Here is a 19,608-nt window from a genome sequence, read left to right on the forward strand (position 1 = left end):
TGGTACAACGGTCTGCCGCTCTCCGGCGTTGTCGAAGGATGTCGAGATGGCCCGATTTTCGGTCCCTCCGTGTTTCCTTCGTTCCTCTCCCTTTTACCCTTGTTTATCCTTATTTACATTTCGCCCCAGATTGCGTTGATCGCCGCCAGCGCGCCGAGGCCCGCGGTTTCGGTGCGCAGCACGCGCGGCCCCATGGACAGCATCAGCGCGCCGTGGTCGCAGGCCAGGTTTTCTTCGGCGTCGGTAAAGCCGCCTTCCGGGCCGACCATCAGGCTCAGCGCCTGCGCCGGATGGTGGCGCGCCCAGTCCGACAGCGATTGCTCGCCGCGCGGCGACAGCAGGATGCGTTTGTGCAGGTCGCTCTGGGCTATCCAGCTGCTGAAATCGGTCAGCGGCGACAATTGCGCCAGGCGATTGCGGCCGCTTTGCTCGGCGGCGGCGTGGATGATGCCTTGCCAGTGGCTTTGCTTCTTTTCGGCGCGCTCGCTGTTGAGGCGCACCACGCAGCGCTGGGCGGCCAGCGGCTGGATGGCGGTGACGCCGAGTTCGACGGCTTTCTCGATGATCCAGTCCATTTTGGACGCTTCCGGCAGCGCTTGCGCCAGCGTGACGGCGTAGGACAGCTCCGCTTCGCGCGGGGAAAAGGTTTTGACTTCGGCGTAGACGCGCTTTTTCTCCATCTGGGTGACGACGGCGGTGTATTCGCCGCCTTCGCCATTGAAGAGCGTAATGGGATTGCCGACCTGCATCCGGATCACCTGTACATGATGCGCAACCTGGTCGGGCAGGGCGAGCGTCGTGCCGATGGCGAGCGGGTCGGGGCAATAAAAGCGGGGCATGATCAACGGGTCCTGATGAGTGAAAACGGTGAAACGAACAATTCCGGGGCGCCGGGCCGGCAGAGAAAACGCCAGGGAAATTCGCGGAAAATCAGTGAAACTTGCCTGCAGGTGTGCTTTTTCGGCCCCGGCGGCGACGCTTGATTTTAATTCTTCGGGCTACTGTCTGGTAAAATACTTGGCTCAGTCTGGCTTGGTCCGGGAGTTCATCCGGGTCGACCGGCAAGGCATTCGACATGCGCGTGAATGACGGCAAACTGCTTTATCGCGCGCAAACCGCCAGAACGGCAATGATTCGACCGCAATCCGCAACTCTTTGACATCGACATGACTTCCACACTCCCTACCGATAAGATGGCCAACGCGATCCGCGCGCTGGCAATGGACGCAGTACAGAAAGCAAATTCAGGACACCCAGGCGCGCCGATGGGGATGGCGGAAATCGCAGTCGCATTGTGGGCCAAGCACTATCGCCATAACCCGACCAATCCGCAATGGGCCAACCGCGACCGTTTCGTGTTGTCGAACGGACATGGTTCGATGCTGCAATACGCCTTGCTGCACCTGACCGGCTACGACCTGCCGATGGAAGAGATCAAGAACTTCCGCCAACTGCATTCCAAGACTGCCGGCCATCCGGAAGTCCACATCACGCCGGGCGTGGAAACCACCACCGGTCCGCTGGGCCAGGGCGTCACCAACGCCGTCGGCATGGCGCTGGCGGAAAAGCTGCTGGCTGCTGAATTCAACAAGCCCGACCTGGCGGTGGTCGATCACTATACTTACGCGTTCGTCGGCGACGGCTGCCTGATGGAAGGCATCTCGCACGAAGCCTGCTCGCTGGCCGGCACGCTGCGCCTGTCCAAGCTGATCGTGCTGTACGACGACAACGGCATCTCCATCGACGGCCACGTTGAAGGCTGGTTCAAGGACGACACCCCGAAGCGTTTCGAAGCCTACGGCTGGAACGTGATCCCGGCGGTGGACGGCCACAACGTCGAAGCGGTCAACTCCGCCATTCATCAAGCCAAGCTGGCCGACAAGCCGACCCTGATCTGCTGCAAGACCGTGATCGGCAAGGGCTCGCCGAATCTGGCCGGCACCGACAAGGTCCACGGCGCTGCGCTGGGCGACAAGGAAGTTGCGGCCGTGCGCGAAGCGCTGGGCTGGACCTCGGCGCCGTTTGAAATTCCTGCCGACATCTATTCCGCTTGGGACGGCAAGGCGCAAGGCCAACAACTGGAAGCCGAGTGGAACAAGCTGTATCAGGCCTACCAGGCCAAGTATCCGACCGAAGCCGCCGAACTGGTGCGCCGCCTGAAGGGCGAGCTGCCGGCCGGTTTCGACGCGGCGGTGCAGGCTTACATCGCCAGCACCATCGAAAAGAAAGAAACCATCGCCACCCGCAAGGCCAGCCAGAACGCCATCCAGGCTTACGCGCAAGTGCTGCCTGAATTCCTTGGCGGTTCGGCCGACCTGACCGGCTCCAACCTGACCAACTGGAAGGAATCGGTGGCCGTGCGCGCCGACGTCGCCGGCAACCACATTAACTACGGTGTGCGCGAATTCGGCATGAGCGCGATCATGAACGGTATCGCCCTGCATGGCGGCTACATCCCGTTCGGCGCGACTTTCCTGACTTTCTCCGACTACAGCCGCAATGCGCTGCGCATGGCTGCGCTGATGCAGATCCGTTCGCTGTTCGTGTTCACCCACGACTCCATCGGCCTGGGCGAAGACGGCCCGACGCACCAATCGGTCGAACACGTTTCCAGCCTGCGTCTGATCCCGAACCTGGACAACTGGCGTCCATGCGACACGGTCGAATCGGCCGTGGCATGGGAACAGGCAGTCAAGCGCAACGATGGTCCGAGCACGCTGATTTTCTCGCGTCAGAACCTGCCGTTCCAGGAGCGCACAGCGCAACAAGTCGTCGACATCAAGCGCGGCGGCTATATTCTGAAAGAAGCCAAGGACGCCAAGGTGATCCTGATCGCGACCGGTTCGGAAATCGAACTGGCGGTCAAGGCGGCCGACGAACTGGCGGTGCAAGGCATCCCGGCGCGCGTGGTGTCGATGCCATGTACCGACGTGTTCGATCGTCAGGACGCCGCCTACAAGGCAAGCGTCCTGCAGCGCGGCGTGCCGCGCGTGGCGATCGAAGCCGGCGTGACCTCGACCTGGCATAAATATGTCGGCCTGGAAGGCGCTGTGGTCGGTATCGACACCTTCGGCGAATCGGCGCCGGCAGGTGTGCTGTTCAAGCATTTCGGCTTCACCGTCGAAAACGTCGTCGCCAAGGCAAAGTCGATCCTGGCATGAGTGTGAGCGGCAAAGATCGGAGCAAGGATATTACCAACGTCGTCGGCCCGGTAACGGTCCGGCGCGCGACGGTCGACGATGCCGCCCTGATTGCTCAGGTGCGCATCGACAGCTGGCGTGCCGCCTACCGCGGCATGATTCCGGATGCCTATTTGGATAGCATGAAGACGGAAGACAGCACGCGCATGTGGACGCGCGTGCTGAGCGCCGCATCCGATGCGGCCTGCACTTTTGTCGCGGAAATCGGCGAGGGCAACGATCGTGAATTGGTCGGTTTCGCCGCCGGCATCACGCTGGCGGAACGCAAGCTCGATTTCGATGCCGAACTGACGGCCTTATACGTTTTACCCTCGGCTCAGCGCGCCGGCATCGGCCGTCGCCTGCTGACTGACGTGGCTGCAACACTGGGCGCTGCTGGCGCGCCCAACATGCTGGTCTGGGTGCTGGCGCAAAACAAGAAGGCGCGTGATTTCTACGCCCATCTCGATGCGCAGCTGCTGGCTGAACAGACCTTCAAGTGGGACGAACTGGATTTGATCGAAGTCGCCTACGGGTGGCGCGACATCCAATCCATCGGCAAGATTACTACTGTTTCTTAAGGAGAAAACATGACTATCCGCGTTGCAATCAATGGCTACGGCCGTATCGGCCGCAATATCCTCCGCGCTCATTACGAAGGCGGTAAAAAACACGACATCGAGATCGTGGCCATCAACGACCTGGGCGATCCAAAAACCAACGCCCACCTGACCCAATACGACACCACCCACGGCAAGTTCCCGGGCACCGTGACAGTCGACGGCGACTCCATCGTCGTCAACGGCGACCGCATCAAGGTGCTGGCGCAGCGCAACCCGGCAGAACTGCCATGGGGCGAACTGGGCGTTGACGTGGTGCTGGAATGCACCGGCTTCTTCACCACCAAGGAAAAGGCCAGCGCCCACCTGAAGGGCGGCGCCAAGAAAGTCATCATTTCCGCACCAGGAGGCAAGGACGTGGACGCGACGGTCGTGTTCGGCGTCAACAACGGCGTGCTGAAGGCAAGCGACACCGTGATCTCCAACGCATCGTGCACCACCAACTGCCTGGCGCCGCTGGTTCAGCCGCTGCACGAGAAGATCGGCCTGGTCAACGGCCTGATGACAACCGTCCACGCCTACACCAACGACCAGGTGCTGACCGACGTCTACCACGAAGACCTGCGCCGCGCGCGTTCGGCCACGCAATCGATGATCCCGGCCAAGACTGGCGCCGCTTCCGCAGTCGGCCTGGTGCTGCCGGAACTGAACGGCAAGCTGGACGGCTACGCGATCCGCGTGCCGACCATCAACGTCTCGATCGTCGACCTGTCGTTCATCGCTGCACGCGACACGACCGTGGACGAAGTCAACGCCATCATGAAGGCCGCTTCCGAAGCCGGTCCGCTCAAGGGCATCCTGACTTACAACACCGAGCCGCTGGTTTCCGTCGACTTCAACCACAATCCGGCGTCGTCGAACTTCGATTCGACCCTGACCAAGGTCTCCGGCCGTCTGGTCAAGGTCTCGTCGTGGTACGACAACGAGTGGGGCTTCTCGAACCGCATGCTGGACACGACCGTGGCGCTGGTTTCGGCAAAATAAGAAGCGTCCGACCGGGCATTTCTCATTGATCCGGCCTAATTGGGCTTCTTTTCATCGCATGCTTGTCAGGCGTTGTCTAAGAAAATACATTGGGCGGATCAATAGCCGGACTTTGCCAGGGACTTGCCAAGTACCGGAAAGGCTGTTGCAAACACCGTTTTGCGATAGCCTTTTTTATTGACGATTTAATAATAATCACTCGAGGGATGTAATGTCATCGTCACCTTCAACAACTGCTGCACGCGGCCTTAAACTGATCGGCGTCCTGAGTTTGACGCTGGCCTTGGGCGCCTGCGATTACGTCGCCAGCTTTAGCAAACCGAAGCAAACACCGGAAGAAGCCAAGGCCGAAGGCATCGCATTGGGCGCCGGCTGCCGTCAGGCCGGGCAAAGCCTGGAAGACTGCTACCAACGCAATCCGGACAGCCTGAAGGCGGGTATTTTCGCCGGCTGGAAGGACATGCACGAATACATGGCGGCCAAGAACATCCAGACCGTGGCGCCGCCTCCGGCTCCCGTAGCCGACAAGCCCGACGCCGACGCGGATGCCGCCAAGGACGCGCCGAAAGACGACCGCGCCGCGCGCCGTGAGCGCCGCGAACGCGAACGCGCCGAAAAAGACAAGGACGCCTCCAAGAGCAAGGATAGCGATAGCGACTCCAAAAGTAGCAGGAAAAACCGCGACGACGGTTCCTCCAAAAAATAAGCAGGCGATCCTCGGCATCGACAAGATGCGTCTGAACAGAGACTGATTCGCCATGTTTGTCATGACGCCCCGCCAGCCGGGGCGTTTTTCATGGAAAGCGCGGCAGGATCGGTCGCGTGCTGCGGCCGTCATGGTGCGCATGCTGACAAGAATGATGTCGCAGCTTTTGCTTTTCCGGATAAGGCAGTGCATCATGCACGTCTTCACGCACGACAACAACAACATGAACGCACCTCTGATCGTCAAATCGCCCGAGAGTCATCCGCACGTTCCCGAAACGGCCTTCGGTATCTGGTTTCTGCAAACGCATACCTGGACCGTGCATGTGCTGGAGCGGGCGTTCAAGGATCTGGAACCCCTGATTCCGAATCGCCTGCCGTCCTATCCGGTGGTTGCCGACGTCGGTTGCGGCTGGGGGCGCTCGCTGAAGAAGCTGCATGACCGCTTTGCACCGCAGCGCCTGATCGGCATGGATATCGATCCGGCCATGCTGGAAGCGTCCGCGAAGGAAGCCGCGGGGGCGGGCATCAAGGCTGAACTCATTCAATGTTCAAGCTCGCACATGACGCTGGAAGACAATAGCGTCGACCTGCTGTTTTGCCACCAGACCTTCCATCACCTGATCGAGCAGGAAGAAGCGATCCAGGAGTTCTTCCGCGTGTTGAAGCCGGGCGGCATCCTGCTGTTTGCCGAGTCGACCAAACGCTACATCCATTCGTGGATGATCCGCTTGCTGTTTCGCCATCCGATGGAAGTGCAGAAGACCGCGGAAGAATATCTCGCGCTGGTGCGCAGCGCCGGCTTCCAGGTTGCGCCGGAATCTATTTCCTATCCCTACCTGTGGTGGAGCCGCGAAGATCTGGGGCTGATGGAGCGTGCGCTCGGGATCAAGCCCAAAGCGGAGCGTGAAGAAACGCTGATCAATCTGGTGGCGGTCAAACCGATGATCTGAAGCGCCGAACATGTAGCTGCAATGTGTTGCGGCCGGCCTTCTCAGGCCGGCCATTTTCATTTTCTCTGCAGGCTTATCCGCCGAACACTTCCGTCCACAGTTGCTTGACGCTGTCGCTTTCTTTCTGCACGCGTTCAATCGGCGTTCTGGCGCGTTCTTCGCCTTGCAGGCGGATCTGGTGCTGCAGCTTGCGGAACAGGCGATAGGCGTTGGCGACCTCATCCGCCAGCGCGGCGTCGATCAGGCCCAGCGAACCGCAGAGCTTTAGCAAGGCGATGTTGCCGATGTCGTCGGTCAGCGCTTCGTACTGCGCCGCATGGCGCAGCACCAAAAACTGGACGATGAATTCAATATCGATCATGCCGCCGTCGTCGTGCTTCAGATCGAACAACGCGGTGTGGTTGGGATGCGCCTGATGCAGTTTCAAGCGCATGCCGAGCACTTCCTGCGTCAGCTTTTGCGGATCGCGTTCCTGCCGCAGCAGATCTTCGCGCAGCGCTTCGAAACGATTGCCGATGGCGCTGTCGCCGGCGCAATAGCGCGCGCGGGTCAGCGCCTGGTGTTCCCATACCCAGGCCGAGGTGCGCTGGTATTTTTCAAAGGTGGCGAAGGACGACACCAATAAACCGCTGGCGCCGTCCGGACGCAGGGCGATGTCGATGTCGAACAGCGTGCCGGCCGGCGTATGCGAAGTCATCCAGGTGATGAAACGCTGCGCCAGCTTGGCGTACAGGCCGGGCGCTTCCTGGTCGTCGCTATCGTCCTCGTAGAGGAACACCACGTCGAGGTCGGAGACATAGCCGAGTTCCTTGCCGCCCAGCTTGCCGTAGGCGATCACGGTGAATTGCGGCGTTTCGCGGTGGCGGTTGGCGATGGTCTGCCAGACGGCCTGGATGGTGGCGGCGACCAGGATGTCGGCCAGCGCCGACAGGTGGTCGGCCAGGTGCTCGACGCTCAGGTCGCCTTCCAGATCCTGGGCCAGCAGGCGGAACAGCTGGGCGTGATGCACTTCGCGCAGGATGTCCATCTGGCGCTCGGTATCGCCCGGCGCCGTGTCGAGCTGGCGCTGGCAATCCTGGGCGAAGGCGGGCCAGTCGGGCGGCGCCTTCAGGTTGCGGTCGTCGAGCAATTCGTCCAGCAGGATGGGATGCTGGGTCAGGTATTTGGCCGCCCAGTCGCTGGCGGCGATCATGCGGATCAGGCGCGTCAGGGCGTAAGGATATTCCGTCAGCAGCGCCAGATAGGCGGCGCGGCGGGCAACTGCTTCGAAGAAGTCGAGCAGGCGACGCAAGGTCGGCAGGCGCTTGTCCGGCATGGCGCCGATGATCGGCAGGGCAGCGTTGATCAGCGCGATCAGGCGCGCCCGGCTGGCTTCCGGCAGCGATTGCAGGCGCGGCGATTGCAGTGTCGCCAGCACGCGCTGCGTGGCGGTGTCGACGTCGTCGAAACCAAGCGAGGTCAGCGTGGCGGCAATCGATTCGGCGCTTTCGCCGTCGCCCAGATCGCAGGTGTTGTCGCCGCCGTTGCCGCCATCGCCGCCGTCGGTGTTGCCGTTGCTCTGCTTGTCGTTGAAGATGGTGTCGAACTGCAGGGCGACGATGCGGCGGTGTACCTCCAGTGCGGCGAGCAGGCTTGCGACGTCGTCAAAACCCATCATTTTTGCGATGATCAACTGGTCGTTTTCGTTGGGCGGCAGCGTGTGGGTCTGGGCGTCGTCGAGGTATTGCAGACGATGCTCCAGATTGCGCAGGAAGGTATAGGCCTCCAGCAGTTGCGTGACGACTTCCGGCTCCAGCAGGCCCTTGTCGGCCAGCGTGCGCAAGGTGGTGCGGGTGGAGCGGTCGCGCAGCTCGGGATCGCGGCCGCCGCGGATCAGCTGGAATACCTGGCTGACGAACTCCACTTCACGGATGCCGCCGCGGCCCAGCTTGACGTTGTTGCTGCGTTCCGGATGCAGGGATTCCTGGCGCGTGACTTCGGCGCGGATTTGCGCATGCATGGAGCGCAGCGCGTCGATCGAGCCGAAATCCAGGTAGCGGCGATAGATGAAAGGGCGGCTGATGCTTTCCAGCGCGGCAATGTCGACCGGCGTGCCGGTCAGCGCGCGCGCCTTGGTCCAGGCATAGCGCTCCCATTCGCGGCCCTGGCGGATCAGGTATTCCTCGACCATGTTGTGGCTGGCCACCAGCGGGCCGGAGCCGCCGTTGGGACGCAGCGCCATGTCGACGCGGAAGGTGAAACCGTCTTCCGTGATTTCGGACAGGGCGGCGATCAGTTTCTTGCCGAGCCGGACGAAGAATTCGTGATTCGACAGCGAGCGTTGCTCAGGCGCATCGGTGCGGGTGTCGCCATCTTCCGGATAGACGAAGATGAGGTCGATGTCAGACGAGACGTTCAGTTCTCCCCCGCCGAGCTTGCCCATGCCGAGCACGATCATCTCTTGCTCGCTGCCGGTTTCTTCGCCGATGGGCATGCCGTAGAGCGCGACCATTTCCTGCATCAGGGCGCTCAGGTGGGTTTGCACCGCAAAATCGGCGAACTCGCTCATGGTGCGCACCACTTCGGCCAGATCGGCCTGGCCGCTCAGGTCGCGCTCGATCAGGGTGCACACCACCAGATTGCGCAGGCGGCGCATGGGGCCGTTGAGCGCGGCGGCTCCCGTTGCGCCCGTGGCGGCGAGGTCATTTTGCAAAACGCGTTCGAAAACCGCGCGGTTCAAGGATAATCGGGAAAATTCCGCCAGTTGGCCGGGCCGGGCCGGATTGGCATTGGCCCAGCGGGTCAGGAACCGGGAGGCTGCGGTGCTGTCGAGGAGGGAAGTAGTCACAAATTGTCGGCGTGATGAATTGAGTACAAAGTTAAAGATGGTAAAACCGTGCTTTTTCCCTATGAGAGTGCTGTTGCCGGCTCTAGGTCAAAATCCGCTTCCATGCGATCATGCTAATCGTTTTATTCTACATTTACTCTGACCCTTGATGTCCGAAGACCAAAAAGATGCTCCTGTGACCACTGACCGCTCGGCTAGCGCCTGGCGTGCGGCATGGAAGCGGACATGGAGCACGGCGCGAGGGACCTACTGCCATCTCAGCACGGCTACCCGTTGTGTGATCGGCATCGCTTTCAAACTGCTGGTGCTGGCCTACTTCATTTTTTGCGCACTGTTCCTGACGCTGCGCTACGGCATCCTGCCGGAGATCGACCGCTACAAAGGCAATATCGAAAAGATCGCTTCCAGCGCCGTCGGCCGGCCGGTCACGATTGCCGATATCGACGCCTCCTGGAACGGTCTGCGGCCGCAGCTGGAGCTGACGCAGGTGGTGATCCACGACCAGGCCGGACAGCCGGCGCTGGCCTTGCCGAAAGTATCGGCGACGTTTTCCTGGACCACCGTGCTGGTGGGCGAACTGCGCTTTGAGAACCTGACCATCACCAGGCCCGATCTGTCGATTTTGCGCGATGCGGACGGCAAACTGTTTATCGCTGGCCTGCCGGCGGGCGGCGATAAGGACAAAAGCGGCGGCGCCGACTGGGTGCTGTCGCAACGCGAAATCGTCATCCGCGACGGCAAGATCCGCTGGCGCGACGACAAACGCGGCGCGCCCGAACTGGCGCTGACCGACGTCAATCTGGTGCTGCACAACCAATGGCGCCTGCATCAACTGGCGCTGAAGGCGACCCCGCCCGCAGACTATGCCGCGCCGCTCGACGTGCGCGCCAATTTTTACCACCCCAGCTTTGCCCGCAAGATTTCCGACGTGACGCGCTGGAAAGGGACCTTGTACGCCGACTTGCGCAACACCGATCTGGCGGTCTGGAAGGCTTATGTCGACTATCCGCTGGAGTTGACGCAAGGCACAGGTTCGGTGCGCGCCTGGCTCGACCTGGACCACACCAAGGTCGCCAACTTTACTGCGGATGTGAGCCTGTCGAATCTGTCGGCGCGGCTGGACAAGAAGCTGGAACCCTTGCAGCTGGCGCGGGTCAACGGCCGTATTTCGGGCAGTGAAATCTATGCGCCCGACCTGCAAGACGGCATCCCGACCTTCGGCGCCAACGGCCACAAGCTGACGCTGACCAATTTCTCGCTGCAGACGGTGGACGGCTTCGCGTTGCCGCCGACCACGATTTCCGAAGTGTTTGAACCGGCGACGCGTTTCCGTCCCGAAAAGATGCAAGTCGAAGCGAAGCTGCTGGATCTTGAAATGCTGTCGAACCTGGGCGCGCGTCTGCCGCTGACGCCGTCGCAGCAAAAGCTGCTCGGCGACTTGTCGCCACGCGGCCAGCTCAAGGATTTTCTGGTGCAGTGGGAGGGCAGCTATCCGGACGTGCAGGCCTATCGGTTGCGCGGGGATTTTTCCGGGCTCGGCATGTTGCCGCAAGCCGCGCGTCCTGCGATGGCCAAGACCGCGACCCAGTCCGGTCGCACCGGTGCGCCGGCCATCCCCGGATTTTCCAACCTGAGCGGACGCATCGACGCGACGGAAAAAGGCGGCACGCTGAACCTGGCGTCGCAGAATCTGGTGTTGCAGTTCCCGACCGTGTTTGCCGACCCTGACCTGCCGTTTGCTTCGCTGAACCTCAGCAGCCACTGGGAGATGCAAAAGACCGATGCCGTGATGTTTCATCTCGACAGCATGGACTTCGTGCAAGACGACATGGCGGGCACGGCGAGCGGTACGCACCTGATCCCGCTGCGGGGCAAGTCGTCGGGCGTCATCGACATGAAGGCAAAGTTGTCGACCTTCAATCTGCAAAAACTTGGCCGCTTCTTGCCCTTGCATACCGCCAAGCCGGCCTCCGACTGGATTTCAGGCGCATTGATGGATGGCCGCGCCAGCGATGTCGACATCGTCGCCAAGGGCGACCTGGCCGATTTCCCTTTTCACAATGCCAAGCCGGGCAGCAAGGTCAAGGGCGAGTTCACGGTGTCCGGCAAGTTCGATAAGCTGAAGGTCAACTATGCGCCCACACGTTTCGGCAAGGACGGCAAGTCGCCGGAATGGCCGCTGCTGGAGGACGTGAAGGGGACTGTTTCCATCGACCGCACACGGCTGGAGATCCTGGCCGTCTCCGGCAAGACGCACGGCGTAGCGGTCTCGGACGTGAAAGCGGTCATTCCCGATTTGCTGAATGCAGAGTCGTCGCTGGAGATCGACGGCAACGCCGCCGGTGCGATGCAGGACTTTTTGCACTATGTCAAAGACAGTCCGGTGGCGCACTGGATCGGCAATTTTACCGAAGACAGCAAGTCGACCGGCAACGGCAAGCTGCAGTTGAAGTTCCAATTGCCTTTGCATCATATGGTCGACGCCAAGGTCGATGGGGGTCTGCAGTTCCTCAACAACGACGTTGCCTTGCTGGCGAATTTGCCGACGGTCTATCGTGCAAACGGCAAGCTGGAATTCAACGAAAAAGGTTTCAATATCCCCGGCATCAAGGGCGTCTTCCTGAACGAACCCGTATCCGTCGCCGGCGGGACGCAGCGCGACGGCAACACGCTGGTCAAGGTCGACGGCTCGGTGACCGCCGACGGCTTGCGCAAGGCCTATACGCAACCTGTTTTGCAGCGTTTGCTGGAACGTCTGAACGGCGCCTCGCGGTATAGCGCAACGATCGCAATACGCCAGCATCAGCCGGAAATTACGATTGAATCCAACCTGCAGGGACTGGCGCTGAATCTGCCGATGCCCTTGCAAAAAAGCGCCAACGAAAGCTGGCCGCTGAAATTTGAAGTCATCGGCATGAACTCCGCCGACCCGTTGATTCAGCGAGACGAAATCCGGCTGTCGCTGGGCTCCGTCATGTCGGCGCGCTATCGCCGCCAAAAGGTGCTGGGCAACCAGGCCGAATGGCAAGTGCTGAGCGGCGGTATCGGTATCGGCCAGCCGGCGCCGCAGCCGGACAGCGGCCTGGCGTTGTACGCCAATGCCCGGACGATGAACATCGACGACTGGACCGCGTTCCGCACCGCCATGACCAAGGACGCCGACGGCAACGCGAGCGGCGCGCAGGCAGCATCCGACACCGGCATGAACGCCTATCTGGAGCCGGACGTCGTGGCCTTGCGCGCGACCGAGCTGATGGCCATGGGCAAGAAGCTCGACAATGTCGTGATCGGAGCATCGCATCAGAACAAGAGCTGGCAGGTTAACATCGCCTCGGACCAGGCCAGCGGCTACGCCACCTGGAACGAATCCAACAGCGGTCGCGGTATGGGGCGCGTGACGGCGCGCCTGGCCACGCTGAATATCCAGAAGGGCGCCGGCAGCGACGCCAATGAAGCCTTGGAAGCCAACAATGACGCCGTCAGCCGGATTCCTGCGCTGGATATCATCGCCGAGGATTTTCAGTTGTTCGGCAAAAAGCTGGGGCGGCTTGAACTCAATGCCAACAACGTGCGCGTGAGCGTGGGCAGCGAATGGCGTATCAACAAGCTGGCGCTGATCAATGCCGATGCCGAGCTGCGAGCCGCCGGCAACTGGATGTCGTTCGGCAAGAACAATACCTCCAACCTGACCTATGCGCTGGACATCAGTGACGCCGGCAAGCTGCTGGAGCGCTTCGGTTTCCTGGGCGTGGTGCGCGGCGGCAAAGGCAAGCTGGACGGGGACGTCAGCTGGAAGGGCTTGCCGTTCTCGCTGGATATCCCGACCCTGAGCGGACAGGTGCACATGGATGTGCATACCGGCCAGTTCCTCAAGGTCGATCCGGGCGCGGCCAAGCTGCTGGGCGTGCTCAACCTGCAAGCCTTGCCGCGCCGTCTGGCGCTGGACTTTCGCGACGTGTTTTCGGAAGGTTTTGCCTTCGACAACATCGTCGGCACGGCGGCCATTGCACAAGGCATCGCCACGACAGATAACCTGAAGATGACTGGCGTTGCCGCTTCGGTGCTGATGAACGGCTCGGCCGACATCGCCAAGGAAACGCAGAACCTGCATCTGGTGGTGATCCCGGAAGTCAATCTCGGCACCGCTTCGCTGGTGGCGCTGGCGATCAATCCGGTGGTCGGCGTCGGCACTTTCCTGGCGCAGCTGTTCCTGCGCAACCCGCTGATGAAGACGCTGACCTTTGAATATAATGTCACCGGGCCCTGGAGCGATCCGCTGGTGGTCAAGCAGGAGCGGACTGCCGACGCCGGCGCAAATTCGGGCGCCAAGCCTGCCGCCAAATGATCGCGTCCTGCCGTTCCGCAGCCTGACGCGCTTCTGCTTCCCAGGCTCTGCAGCGAGCTCCAACAACGATTTCCAGCGGAGGCTGACATGAACGAATCCTACAAAGTCGCGGCGATACAGATGGTGTCGACGCCCGAGGTCGAGCAGAATTTCGCCGCCGCAAGCAAGCTGGTTGCACAGGCTGCGCAGCAGGGCGCGCAACTGGTTCTGTTGCCGGAATACTGGCCCATCATGGGCATGCACGAGAAAGCCAAGCTGGAACATGCCGAGCAAGACAGCGCCGGCAAGATCCAGGACTTCATGGCGACGCTGGCGCGCGAACACAAGATCTGGCTGATCGGCGGCACGCTGCCGCTGGCGTCCGGTGAAGAGGGCAAGGTGCTCAACACTTCGCTGGTCTACGATCCCTCCGGCAAGCGCGTTGCGCGTTACGACAAGATTCACCTGTTCAGCTTCGTGCGCGGCGAAGAGGCCTATGACGAAGCGCGCACCATCGTCTACGGCAATGAGGTGGGAGGTTTCGATGCGCCGTTCGGCAAGGTCGGCTTGTCGGTGTGCTACGACCTGCGTTTTCCCGAGCTCTATCGCGCCATGGGCGATTGCGCGCTGATCGTGGTGCCGGCGGCATTCACCTATACGACTGGGCAGGCGCACTGGGAGCTGTTGCTGCGTGCCCGTGCTATCGAAAACCAGTGTTACGTGCTGGCGTCGGCGCAAGGCGGCAAGCATGTCAACGGGCGCCGCACCTGGGGCCACAGCATGCTGATCGACCCCTGGGGCGAGATAATCAGCGTCCTGCCGGAGGGCGAAGGCCTTGTTATCGGCGACATCGACCCCCATCGTCTACAATACGTACGTGAAAGCCTGCCTGCGCTCAAGCACCGCAAGCTCTGAATGCCCAATAAGTTGCTGTAAATTAAATAAATTATTCATGAAAACATTCGAACCCAATCTCAGCGCGCTCGGTATTGCACGCGATGTCCTGCTCACGCCGTTCGGCCTGGACGAAGCCAAGTTGCTGAAAACACTGGGCACCATGTTTACGCACAAGGTCGATTACGCCGACCTGTATTTCCAGTTCACCAAGAGCGAGGGCTGGAGCCTGGAAGAGGGCATCGTCAAGACCGGCAGCTTCTCCATCGACCAGGGTGTCGGCGTGCGCGCGGTGTCGGGCGACAAGACGGCGTTTTCGTATTCGGATGAAATTTCGGAAGCGATCCTGCTGGACGCTGCCGCCGCAACCCGCACCATCGGCCGCCAGGGTGCAGGCCGCGTCAAGATCGCCGGCAGCATGCAGCCCAACGGCGGCCGCTCGCTGTACCTGCCGCACGACCCGCTGACCTCGCTGGACGCGACCGCCAAGGTCAACTTGCTGGAACGCATCGAACGCATCGCCCGCGCCAAGGATCCGCGCGTCGTGCAAGTCATGGCCAGCCTGGCCGGCGAATACGACGTGGTGCTGGTGGCGCGCAGCGACGGCATCATCGCCGCCGACATCCGCCCGCTGGTGCGCGTGTCGATCACCGTCATCGCCGAACAGAACGGCCGCCGCGAAATGGGCAGCAGCGGTGGTGGCGGTCGCTACAGCTATGCTTACTTCAGCGACGAGTTGCTGGAAAAATACGCCTCCGAAGCGGTCTCTACCGCCTTGGTTAACCTGGAAGCGCGTCCGGCGCCGGCCGGTCCGATGACCGTCGTGCTCGGACCCGGCTGGCCCGGCATCCTGTTGCATGAAGCGATCGGCCACGGTTTGGAGGGCGACTTCAACCGCAAGGGATCGAGCACCTTCTCCGGCCGCATCGGCGAACGCGTGGCCGCCAAGGGCGTGACCGTGGTCGATGACGGCACCATCGCCGACCGCCGCGGTTCGCTCAACATCGACGACGAAGGCAATCCGACCCAGTGCACCACGCTGATCGAAGACGGCATCCTGAAGGGTTACATCCAGGACACCATGAATGCGCGCCTGATGAAGATGCCGGTCACCGGCAATGCTCGCCGCGAATCGTTTGCGCATCTGCCGATGCCGCGCATGACCAACACCTACATGCTGGCCGGCGACAAGGATCCTGCCGAGATTCTGGCATCCGTGAAGAACGGTTTGTACGCCGTCAACTTCGGTGGCGGCCAGGTCGACATCACCAACGGCAAGTTCGTCTTCTCGGCGAGCGAAGCCTACATGATCGAAAACGGCAAGATTTCTTACCCGGTCAAGGGCGCGACATTGATCGGCAACGGTCCTGACGTGTTGAACCGCGTTTCGCTGATCGGCAATGACATGAAACTCGATTCCGGCGTCGGCGTTTGCGGCAAGGAAGGTCAAAGCGTGCCGGTCGGCGTCGGTCAGCCGACCCTGCGCCTGGATGGCGTGACGGTGGGTGGTACGGCATAAATTGTGCGTTCAAGGCATTGGACGACGGTTTGAATGCAAAAAAACGTCATTCAATGCGGTTTTTGTGAGAAATTAATGAACGGTGTTGCCAAGGCTGGGAATTTGTTGCATCATCGCTTTTCGTTGTAATTAACCTTAGATCGAACAATGTCTTTCGCCCGCGCTTACTTTTTTTACTTTTACTTTAGCTATTCCAGCCCCACGGCGGTGAAAAGCGGTAAGCGTTCGTAAGTAGAGACCAAACCGAATTTCTAAAAAACCGCCAGTGATGGCGGTTTTTTTTTACCCATTCGAATTTTCCAAATTCAGATTGCAATCAGGAGAAAAAATGCCGCGCACCGACGATCTACGCATCAGAGAAATGAAAGAACTGACACCCCCATCGCACCTGATCCGCGAATTCGGCGGCAGCGAAAAAGTCGAGAGCACGACGGCAGAGTGCCGTACCGCATTGCATCGCATCCTGCACGGCCAGGACGACCGCGTCATGGTCGTGATCGGCCCCTGCTCGATCCACGACACCAAAGCCGCGATGGAATACGCACGCCGCCTGGTGGTCGAGCGCGAACGCTTCAAGGGCGAGCTGGAAATCGTCATGCGCGTCTATTTCGAAAAGCCGCGCACCACGGTCGGCTGGAAGGGCCTGATCAACGATCCGTACATGGACAACAGCTTCCGCATCAACGACGGCCTGCGCATCGCGCGCGAGCTGCTGCTGAACATCAACGAGCTGGGGCTGCCGGCCGGCACCGAGTTCCTCGACGTGATCAGCCCGCAATACATCGCCGACCTGATCAGCTGGGGCGCCATCGGCGCCCGCACCACCGAATCGCAAGTGCACCGCGAACTGGCTTCCGGCCTGTCGTGCCCGGTCGGGTTCAAGAACGGCACCGACGGCAACGTCAAGATCGCCGTCGATGCGATCAAGGCGGCGTCGCAGCCTCACCATTTCCTGTCGGTCACCAAGGGCGGCCACTCGGCCATCGTCTCGACCGCCGGCAATGAGGATTGCCACATCATCCTGCGCGGCGGCAAGACGCCTAACTATGACGCGGCCAGCGTGGAAGCGGCTTGCCAGGACATCGCCAAGAGCGGTCTGGCGGCGCGCCTGATGATCGACGCCTCGCACGCCAACAGCTCGAAGAAGCCGGAGAATCAAATCCCGGTCTGTGCCGATATCGCCGGCCAGATCGCAGGCGGCGACACCCGCATCGTCGGCGTGATGGTCGAATCCCATCTGGTCGCAGGTCGCCAGGATCTGGTGCCGGGCAAGGAACTGACCTACGGCCAGTCGATCACCGACGGCTGCATCAACTGGGAAGAAAGCCTGGGCGTATTGCAAGGTCTGGCGGAGGCGGTCAAGCAGCGCCGTCTGATCGGCGACAAAGAATAAGAGCAGAGTAGGGAACGAGGCGAGGGCGGTGATTATTCATCGCTCCAGCCAATAAAAAACGCCGACATCAAGTCGGCGTTTTTTATTGAAGATCAGGAAAGATCAGTCGCGGAAATTATTGAATTCCAGCGGCAGATCCTTGATCTCCTTGCGCAGCATCGCCATGGCCGCTTGCAGGTCGTCGCGCTTGGCGCCGGTCACGCGCACGGCGTCGCCCTGGATGCTGGCCTGCACCTTCATCTTGCTGTCCTTGATGACGCGCACGATCTTTTTCGCGTCTTCGGTCTCGATGCCGTTCTTGACCTTGATCACTTGCTTGACCTTGTCGCCGCCGATTTTTTCGATCTTGCCGTGGTCGAGGAAACGCACGTCGACATTGCGCTTGGTCATCTTGTTGGTCAGCACGTCGCAGACCTGGCCCAACTGGAATTCGGAATCGGCGTAAGCGGTCAGATCGCGTTCCTTTTGTTCGACGCGGGCGTCGCTGCCCTTGAAGTCGAAGCGGGTGGTGATTTCCTTGTTGGCCTGGTCGACGGCATTCTTGACTTCAACCAGATTGGCTTCGGAGACGGTATCAAACGATGGCATGGCGATTTCCTTTATGTTCTGCGGTGTCTTACTGGCGCGCACTCTGGACAATGCTGCAAGGCGCCGGCACCTGAAAGACGTGATTTTAACGGACAACCGCGATTGCGGCTATGTTTGCGCGCCGTTGCGGAACTGGTAGCACCAGTCCGGCAGAGGCGCTGCGCTATAATCCTGCGCTTATGTTTCCGATTCCAGTCCAGCGGGATTTTTCCCTGCGCCATCTCAATACCTTCGGCATCGACGCCAGGGCCGCCGCTTACCTGCCGGTCGACAGCGTCGATACGCTGCTCGCCGTCAACAACGACAAGGAACTGTCGGTCCTGCCGCGCCTGATTCTCGGCGGCGGCAGCAACCTGCTGCTGACGCAGGATTTCCCCGGTCTGGTGCTGCACATGCGCGGCGCCGGCATGCATATCGTTGACGAAGATGAAACCTGCGTCTACGTCAAGGCTTCAGCCGGCGAGAATTGGCATCGCTTTGTGCAATGGTCGCTCGACCTGGGCCTGGGCGGGCTGGAGAATCTGTCGCTGATTCCCGGCAGCGTCGGCGCGGCGCCCATTCAGAATATCGGCGCTTACGGCGTCGAAGTCAAAGATCGTTTCCACTGCCTGACTGCCTTCGACTTTGTCGACGGCAAGACGCTCACGCTGGACAACGCCGCTTGCCGTTTCGGTTACCGCGACAGCGTGTTCAAGCAGGCGCTGCGCGATCGCGCCGTGGTGCTCGATGTGACGTTTGCCTTGCCCAAGCAATGGCAGGCCAACATGAATTACGCCGACGTCATGCAGGAATTGTCGCTGCGGCAAATCACCGCGCCATCGCCGCGCGACATCGCCGATGCGGTGATCGCGATCCGCACACGCAAGCTGCCCGATCCCGCGCTGATCGGCAACGCCGGCAGCTTCTTCAAGAACCCCATCGTGCCGGCGCAACAGCGCGCATCCTTGCTGGCGCAATATCCGCAACTGGTGAGCTACGCGCAAGCCGACGGCAGCTACAAGCTGGCGGCAGGCTGGCTGATCGATCAATGCGGCTGGAAGGGCAGGTCGCTGGGCGCAGCGGGCGTGTATGAAAAGCAGGCGCTGGTGCTGGTCAATCGCGGCGGCGCCAGCGGCAAGGAAATCGCCGCGTTGGCGCAGGCGATCCAGAGCGATGTGCAAGCCAGATTCGGCGTGATGCTGGAACCGGAGCCGGTGTTCATCTGATCTGTCCGGCGTTTGCACAATCGACACACAATAAAAAACGCGGCCAGGTTTCCCCGGCCGCGTTTTTTGTTTACTGCGCGCTTTATCGACTAGCTTCGATCAGCCGAAATGGCAGACGTAATCGACAGTCTCGGTCACTTCGATCTCGAAGCTGGAGTTGCCCGGGACGTCGAAGCTGGTGCCGGCGGCGTAGGTCTTCCAGGCTTCTTCGCCCTTCAGACGGACGTTGCAGCTGCCGCCGTTGATTTCCATGATTTCCGGCGCGCCGGTGTTGAAGGTCAGCGAGGACGGCAGGATCACGCCCAGCGTCTTCTTGGTGCCGTCGGCGAAGATCACGGTGTGCGAAACGCACTTGCCGTCGAAGTAAACATTGCCCTTTTTAAGGACGGTAACGTTGTCGAATTGAGTCGTCATGTT

At 60.9% G+C, this 19,608-nt stretch carries 14 protein-coding genes; 10 read left to right on the plus strand and 4 right to left on the minus strand.

The window, feature by feature from the left end; translation table 11 throughout:
- Positions 1-113: 113 nt before the first annotated feature.
- Positions 114-839 (minus strand): 16S rRNA (uracil(1498)-N(3))-methyltransferase, encoded by a 726-nt coding sequence (locus AKL25_RS00625; RefSeq protein ID WP_050476087.1) that lies wholly within the window; start codon positions 837-839, stop codon positions 114-116.
- A gap of 327 nt (positions 840-1,166) precedes the next feature.
- Here AKL25_RS00625 and tkt point away from each other — a divergent pair, with 327 nt between their 5' ends.
- From tkt to AKL25_RS00650, 5 genes are all read left to right on the plus strand, one after another.
- Complete coding sequence (gene tkt / locus AKL25_RS00630) at positions 1,167-3,161, plus strand: transketolase (protein ID WP_050475720.1); 1,995 nt, start codon at positions 1,167-1,169, stop codon at positions 3,159-3,161.
- A complete protein-coding gene (locus AKL25_RS00635; RefSeq protein ID WP_050475721.1) occupies positions 3,158-3,760 on the plus strand; it encodes a GNAT family N-acetyltransferase in 603 nt (200 codons plus the stop codon). Before tkt ends, AKL25_RS00635 begins: the two co-directional genes overlap by 4 nt.
- Positions 3,761-3,769: 9 nt before the next feature.
- Positions 3,770-4,783, plus strand: coding sequence for a type I glyceraldehyde-3-phosphate dehydrogenase (gene gap, locus AKL25_RS00640; protein WP_050475722.1), 1,014 nt, complete (start codon positions 3,770-3,772; stop codon positions 4,781-4,783).
- Between the two features lie 211 nt (positions 4,784-4,994).
- On the plus strand, positions 4,995-5,489 hold the full coding sequence (locus AKL25_RS00645; RefSeq protein ID WP_050475723.1) for a hypothetical protein: 495 nt from the start codon (positions 4,995-4,997) through the stop codon (positions 5,487-5,489).
- A 223-nt stretch (positions 5,490-5,712) separates the two neighbouring features.
- The gene (locus AKL25_RS00650; RefSeq protein ID WP_050476088.1) at positions 5,713-6,441 is read left to right on the plus strand and encodes a class I SAM-dependent methyltransferase; all 729 of its coding nucleotides are present in this window, start codon (positions 5,713-5,715) and stop codon (positions 6,439-6,441) included.
- 73 nt (positions 6,442-6,514) lie between these two features.
- Here the strand turns inward: AKL25_RS00650 and glnE are convergent, their stop codons facing one another.
- Positions 6,515-9,268, minus strand: coding sequence for a bifunctional [glutamate--ammonia ligase]-adenylyl-L-tyrosine phosphorylase/[glutamate--ammonia-ligase] adenylyltransferase (gene glnE, locus AKL25_RS00655; protein WP_157050405.1), 2,754 nt, complete (start codon positions 9,266-9,268; stop codon positions 6,515-6,517).
- A 175-nt stretch (positions 9,269-9,443) separates the two neighbouring features.
- Between glnE and AKL25_RS00660 the strand changes: the two genes are divergently transcribed.
- The 4 genes from AKL25_RS00660 (at position 9,444) to aroG (ending at position 17,398) form a co-directional block, all read left to right on the plus strand.
- On the plus strand, positions 9,444-13,613 hold the full coding sequence (locus AKL25_RS00660; RefSeq protein WP_240475616.1) for a YhdP family protein: 4,170 nt from the start codon (positions 9,444-9,446) through the stop codon (positions 13,611-13,613).
- An 87-nt stretch (positions 13,614-13,700) separates the two neighbouring features.
- A complete protein-coding gene (locus tag AKL25_RS00665) occupies positions 13,701-14,507 on the plus strand; it encodes a carbon-nitrogen hydrolase family protein (protein ID WP_050475726.1) in 807 nt (268 codons plus the stop codon).
- 37 nt (positions 14,508-14,544) lie between these two features.
- Entirely contained in the window at positions 14,545-16,005 is a 1,461-nt protein-coding gene (gene tldD, locus AKL25_RS00670) for a metalloprotease TldD (protein ID WP_050475727.1), read from the plus strand.
- Positions 16,006-16,333: 328 nt separating this feature from the next.
- On the plus strand, positions 16,334-17,398 hold the full coding sequence (aroG, locus tag AKL25_RS00675) for a 3-deoxy-7-phosphoheptulonate synthase AroG (RefSeq protein ID WP_050475728.1): 1,065 nt from the start codon (positions 16,334-16,336) through the stop codon (positions 17,396-17,398).
- Between the two features lie 102 nt (positions 17,399-17,500).
- Here aroG and AKL25_RS00680 read toward each other — a convergent pair whose 3' ends face one another.
- Complete coding sequence (locus AKL25_RS00680) at positions 17,501-17,986, minus strand: YajQ family cyclic di-GMP-binding protein (protein ID WP_050475729.1); 486 nt, start codon at positions 17,984-17,986, stop codon at positions 17,501-17,503.
- Positions 17,987-18,165: 179 nt separating this feature from the next.
- On the opposite strand from AKL25_RS00680, the gene murB reads away from it, so the two are divergent.
- A complete protein-coding gene (murB, locus tag AKL25_RS00685) occupies positions 18,166-19,191 on the plus strand; it encodes a UDP-N-acetylmuramate dehydrogenase (RefSeq protein ID WP_050475730.1) in 1,026 nt (341 codons plus the stop codon).
- 99 nt (positions 19,192-19,290) lie between these two features.
- Here murB and ppnP read toward each other — a convergent pair whose 3' ends face one another.
- The gene (ppnP, locus tag AKL25_RS00690; RefSeq protein WP_050475731.1) at positions 19,291-19,605 is read right to left on the minus strand and encodes a pyrimidine/purine nucleoside phosphorylase; all 315 of its coding nucleotides are present in this window, start codon (positions 19,603-19,605) and stop codon (positions 19,291-19,293) included.
- Positions 19,606-19,608: the final 3 nt, after the last annotated feature.

Origin of the sequence: Herbaspirillum rhizosphaerae, from assembly GCF_001189965.1 — a bacterium.
In the GTDB taxonomy this organism is placed as follows: Bacteria; Pseudomonadota; Gammaproteobacteria; order Burkholderiales; family Burkholderiaceae_D; genus Herbaspirillum; species Herbaspirillum rhizosphaerae.